This window comes from Agrilactobacillus yilanensis (genome assembly GCF_003946725.1).
GTDB classification, from domain to species: Bacteria; Bacillota; Bacilli; order Lactobacillales; family Lactobacillaceae; genus Agrilactobacillus; species Agrilactobacillus yilanensis.
Window position 1 is genome coordinate 1 of record NZ_RHOY01000033.1, and the last position, 5580, is coordinate 5580.

At 34.9% G+C, this 5580-nt stretch carries 6 protein-coding genes; 1 reads left to right on the plus strand and 5 read right to left on the minus strand.

Annotation, left to right across the window (positions count from 1 at the left end; genetic code table 11):
* Window positions 1-282: 282 nt before the first annotated feature.
* The 4 genes from EKM93_RS13365 to EKM93_RS13375 form a co-directional block, all read right to left on the minus strand.
* Complete coding sequence (locus tag EKM93_RS13365; protein ID WP_012478242.1) at window positions 283-1158, minus strand: SDR family oxidoreductase; 876 nt, start codon at window positions 1156-1158, stop codon at window positions 283-285.
* 537 nt (window positions 1159-1695) lie between these two features.
* On the minus strand, window positions 1696-1866 hold the full coding sequence (locus EKM93_RS13540; protein ID WP_164507104.1) for a hypothetical protein: 171 nt from the start codon (window positions 1864-1866) through the stop codon (window positions 1696-1698).
* Window positions 1866-2528, minus strand: a complete 663-nt coding sequence (locus EKM93_RS13370) for a replication protein (protein ID WP_125716020.1) — start codon at window positions 2526-2528, stop codon at window positions 1866-1868. The genes EKM93_RS13540 and EKM93_RS13370 overlap by 1 nt, the downstream gene beginning before the upstream one ends.
* A 67-nt stretch (window positions 2529-2595) precedes the next feature.
* A complete protein-coding gene (locus EKM93_RS13375; RefSeq protein ID WP_125716021.1) occupies window positions 2596-2766 on the minus strand; it encodes a transcriptional regulator in 171 nt (56 codons plus the stop codon).
* A gap of 422 nt (window positions 2767-3188) precedes the next feature.
* Here EKM93_RS13375 and lnu(A) point away from each other — a divergent pair, with 422 nt between their 5' ends.
* Window positions 3189-3674 (plus strand): lincosamide nucleotidyltransferase Lnu(A), encoded by a 486-nt coding sequence (gene lnu(A), locus EKM93_RS13380; protein ID WP_001829870.1) that lies wholly within the window; start codon window positions 3189-3191, stop codon window positions 3672-3674.
* A 319-nt stretch (window positions 3675-3993) separates the two neighbouring features.
* On the opposite strand, the gene mobV is transcribed toward lnu(A), so the two are convergent.
* Window positions 3994-5205 (minus strand): MobV family relaxase, encoded by a 1212-nt coding sequence (gene mobV, locus EKM93_RS13385; RefSeq protein ID WP_125716022.1) that lies wholly within the window; start codon window positions 5203-5205, stop codon window positions 3994-3996.
* Window positions 5206-5580 lie beyond the last annotated feature (375 nt).

Below are 5580 nucleotides of genomic sequence, written 5' to 3' on the forward strand. Positions count from 1 at the left end.
CTCCCCCAACCCCCTCACTTTTTGAGGGGGCTCCCTCGCCGGTTGGCAGGACAAAACAAAGTTTTGTCAATGCCGAGAGGGTGGAAAATCAGTGGCTCGTATCAACTCCTTAAATTCCTTCCGCTTTGCTCCAGTCAGACATTTACCGTTGACACTTCCCGTTTATCTTTCCTTCTGGCCAAATAAAAAAAGAGTAGCCGTAGCCACTCTTAATTTTACTTATTCAACAATCGCGCCCGATTGCGGCATACTTAAAAATAATCTCAATATTTTTTTGATCTTCTATTCCTCGATTATTCCATATCCTTCTGGTGCAGGAATCCCATGTTCTGCAGAACGACTGACTGATTCCCACTCTTTCCATGTAGATATACGTTTTTCTGCATTTTCAACAGCTAAATCATAAACAAGGCTTCCTAGAATCAATCGGAGAGGCGGATTCTCACTATTAACCAGTTTCATTATAGCTTCGGCAGCCAACTTAGGGTCACTATCAACTGATTCGGTTGAGTTTTGTTGAGCCAACTTCTCACGTAATGAATCATACTCTTTGTTCTGTGTGGTAAAACTCATTTTTAAGTATAGATTCGTCCAATAGCCTCCGGGTTCAACGATAGATACCTTTACACCAAAATGTGCAGCTTCTTGTGCTAATGCCTCGCTAAATCCTTCTAAAGCAAATTTGCTAGCACTATAGATTCCCGACATTGGACCAGTAATCAGTCCACCAATACTAGATATCTGTATAATATGACCTGATCCTTGTGTCCGTAAGTACGGCATAGCTGCTTGACAAATCCAAATTGCACCATAGAAATTAGTCTCCATTTGACTTCTAACTTCATCTTCACTAAATTCTTCAATCATTCCCAATACCATATTTCCTGCATTGTTAATGACAATATCGATCCTTCCAAAATGTTTAATGGCAGTTTCCACTGTAGTAAAAACAGCACTTCTATCAGTAACATCAAGACTTAACGGAAGTAACATTCCTTCAAACTGGTATTTTAACTCATTAAGTTTTTCAATATTTCTAGCAACACCAACAACCTTATCTCCTGACTCTAGTACTTTTTTAGTGAACTCGTATCCTAGTCCACTGCTCGCTCCTGTAATAAACCATACTCGTGTATTTTCTACGTTACTAAATGTCATAAATAATTTCCTCCATTAATCATGTAATATTTAGGTAGCATTTGATACCTATTATTTGAAGTAAGCCAAATAAGTATAAAACTTATCAAAATAAAAAACATAGGCAACTGCCTATGCTCTAGAATATTGAAATATAGAAATTCCAATTGGATTCATCATTACTTAATAAAATTACAAATATGATATCAATATCATAGATGAACCAGTTTCTACGATATTACATGGGGACTTCCACTTTTTTAAAAAAGAAAAAGAGGAAGATATATCTCCCTCTTTTTATCATAACCGAATAATAAAGGTTTCCTTTTAAAAGACAGATCAATCCTATTACTCTGAGCATAAGCAGAGCCTTTGAACGTATTAAATTAACGGTTCAAAGTTAGGATATCAATCATTAGGAAGCCTCCATTCATAAAAGTTAATTCAAGTATAACAAATTGCCTTGATTTGTCAAAAGAAATAAGAGAACTCCTTAGTTTTTTCCAGCAGGGACAAGTTTTTTTATTCTAATATTTCGTCTAATTATCTCACTTATCTTTAAAATTCTCTTGGCTGAAGCAACCAATCAGCCAACGAAACTTCCTCAATTTCAAATTTTTTATCCGAAATCGTTGCTTGATAATCAATAAAATCATTTGCGTAATCCTTACGATTAAAGATTGCGACCACTTCATCATTTTGTAAGACTCGATAAATTTTATTTTGCATTATCTCATTTCTCCCGTCTCTGGATCAATAGTTTTTGAGTAAACCGGACGATAACCACATTGATAGTTTGCGTCAAAGTATAAACGGAAAATTCCAGAAGTACTTGAAATAACTTCATTCACATATCTCATTCCGTCAATCCCAAACTCATTCCCACGTTCCCTAATAAACGCACTTAACTCAATGATATTGACGATTTTATATTTATCTATAATTTCAAGTAACGTTTGTCTTAATTCTTTTTTCTCGCTTTCATCAAGGGTGACATAACGGTCAACATCAAAATTATTTATCAGCTTAATCTCTTTTTTATCATATTTATGCTTATTTTTAGCAATAGCATCTTTCGATTCATGTGTTAAATACAGATACATATTTTCCATGCTATGAACCACAGTTTGAACCTTCGCCACACTGTTATCGCCTAAAACTCCTTTAATTTTTTTACGAACACTATCTACAGTTACAGGATTTTTTGCCACATAAATCACATGATAGTGAGCCTTTTTATATTTTTGCCCTTCAACCGTACTTAAATCTTTATCATGAATGGGACTAATCGCCATAGGAACACTAAGTAATTCTAATTTCATTTCCCAATCACTTGGAATACTTTCTGGGTATAACAAGAATGTGAAGTATCTTGATTTCTCTTTAGCCATAATGATATAATCACCTTAACAAATAGCATATATGTTTCGAGAGCGGTCTTTGGCGGACGCTCTTTTTTTATGCATTTTTTTGCCCTTCCTTGTGATTTTTTACAACTTCATTCATATGTTTTCGGACGTCATAAGTCACAATTTTTCCCTGTTCTAATAAAGCTTGCTTATACTCAACATACAAATCTTTAGGAATACGGATAGTTACACTTTGCATTTCTTCTTTTTCTCTAGACATAAATAAAACCTCTTTTCTTATTTAATATTTATTTATTATTATAAAGCATTAAAAAAACTAAGTAAAGCATTACATAAAAATACATTTTTTAAAAAAAGTCGCGTAAAAGTCGCGTAAAAGTCGCGTAAATTTTACAGCAGTCAAACCCTTGTCACCATTGAGTTTTAAGGTGTTTTTACTCGAATTTGGCACTCGGCACCTATAGGGGGGTCGTAGTACCCCCCCAGAAGTTGGTCGATTTTTTTCAAAATCTCCCCCAGAGTTTTTTGTTTTCAACCTTTTTTTAACAAAAAACATCTAAAAACACTGTTATATCAGCATTTATTTAGTTATTATAAAAATGTAGTTGTTTCTATATAGTATCAAGACAAGAAGAAACTCGTTTTCAACTCGTTTCAAATTCCCAAGTTAGGAGGGATAAAATGAAAAATAATAATGTAACAGAAAAAGATTTATTTTATATTTTAGATTTATTTGAACACATGAAAGTAACTTATTGGTTAGATGGTGGCTGGGGGGTAGATGTATTAACTGGAAAACAACAAAGAGAACACAGAGATATAGATATAGATTTTGACGCTCAACACACTCAAAAAGTTATACAAAAATTAGAAGATATCGGATACAAAATAGAAGTTGATTGGATGCCTTCACGTATGGAACTTAAGCATGAAGAATATGGGTATTTAGATATTCATCCTATAAATCTAAATGATGATGGATCAATTACCCAAGCAAACCCAGAAGGTGGTAATTATGTTTTCCAAAATGACTGGTTTTCAGAAACTAATTACAAAGGTCGAAAAATACCATGTATTTCAAAAGAAGCTCAACTTCTTTTTCATTCTGGTTATGATTTAACAGAAAAAGACCATTTTGATATAAAAAATTTAAAATCAATAACATAATTGCTTTATTCCAATTGCTTTATTGACGTTGAGCCTCGGAACCCTTTTAAAAACCGTGGGCTTCCGCCCACACCTGACAAACGCAATGCGTTTGATCATGCCTCTGAAAAGTGAGTAAACAGTCATACCTGTTGGCTTTTCTGTCGGTTTACAAAAGCTAAATGACAACAAAAAAAGCTGCAAGGGTAAATGCACTCACTACGTTCGCCCTTGCTGCTTTTTCTATTGCCATTTTTAACGCTTATGCCGACGAAAAGACCAAACAGGTATAAATATACTCGAATTGATTTAAAACGCCTTAAAACGCAAATATGAGCTTCTAACGACTTAATTCATCTCTATCTCGTGTTCGAGTTTCATTTCTATGAATTTTTTCAAACTCTCCACCTTTTACAAACTCTTTAATTTCACTCACAAGGTTATTCATGAGCTTTTCAGCTTGTCTAACAGTTGCACCAAGGGTATTTTCCATAAACTGATTAAAACCTCTGTAAATGCCCTTAATTTCGTTTTTAAGCGATTTATTCTCTTTCTCCAACGAATCAATTTTCTCTAAATTATTATTAAATCTATCTGCCAAATCATTGTAATCACGCACTACCTCTTTGTATTTGCCTTTTACGTAATCAATTCTTTTTGGTAAATCTGTTTCTGCATATTTTTTTAGTTGCTCATTCGATTTATATAAATCTTCATAGCCTTGTATTAAAGCATTTAATTTACTTTCAGGGATAATCACATTTCCTGTTTTTCGTTCTTCATTTTTCGTAAATTCATGACGTAACTTACCAATTCCAATCGTTTCGCCACTTGGTACTTTGACCGTTTTCGTTTCGTCTTTTAAATCTAAACTTTCTTTGTTGATTGTTGGTGTTTTATCGTTCGATAACGCTAAAACTTCTGACTTTCGCTGTTCCAGCGTGGTAGTCATCTCTTTTAATTCGTCCTTTGCCTTTTTATATTCAGGCACCGTTAAATTTTTACGCTCTGAACCTTTTTCGCCACGTTCAAGCTCAAAACCACGCTCATTTAAATACTTTGGCAATTCGTCTTGTACCGCCTGTAAAGCTTGACGATTAAAAAGAGTCTTTGCTGATAACCGCTTTTCCGCATTGAAAGGCACAATACCTAAGTGCATATGCGGTGTTGTTTCGTCTAAGTGAACTTGAGCGTAGCGGATATTCTCATCACCAAATTTTTCAGCGAAGTAATCTTTCGACTGTTCGAAAAAGTCTTTAATTTCTTTATCGTCTTTATCTTTAAAAAATCGGTTGTCAGAAGTTATGATCCATTCGTTTATTAATACAGCATCTTTTCTGACAGCACGACTACTCGATTTGTTGTCGTTAATAAATTGCTGAATATCCGTTTTGTAATTGTCTGTGCGATTGACTAAGTCATAATTCAAATACGAGCGTTCCGTATCAATATCTTTGTTTGAATGATTGTCAGTTAACCGTTGATTATGATTACCTATGCCGACTAAATTGCCAGCTTTCATCTTCTGCATTCTCGCCACTACAAATGACATATAAACACTCCTAACTTCGGTACAGCTTCCATGTAAAGTATAACACACTATACTTTACATTCGTAAAGGTGTGCTCTCCGAGGGTCAAAGCAAGAACCTGGCTTGTGCCAGATTCCCAAAGTCAAAAGCAAAAAAATAACCGCTGCTGCCGTTTCTTTTTCCTAGTAACAGAAATGAGATTTTCACCTTTGCGCTTTTCCGAAACGGTTGCAAATTCATTCCCAAGATCAAGTAAAAAAACCATGGGCTTTGCCCAAACCCACGAGGGAAAAATTTCCCCTCGACCCCCTCCAAAAAACTCCCCCAACCCCCTCACTTTTTGAGGGGGCTCCCTCGCCGGTTGGCAGGACAAAACAAAGTTTTGTCAATGCCGAG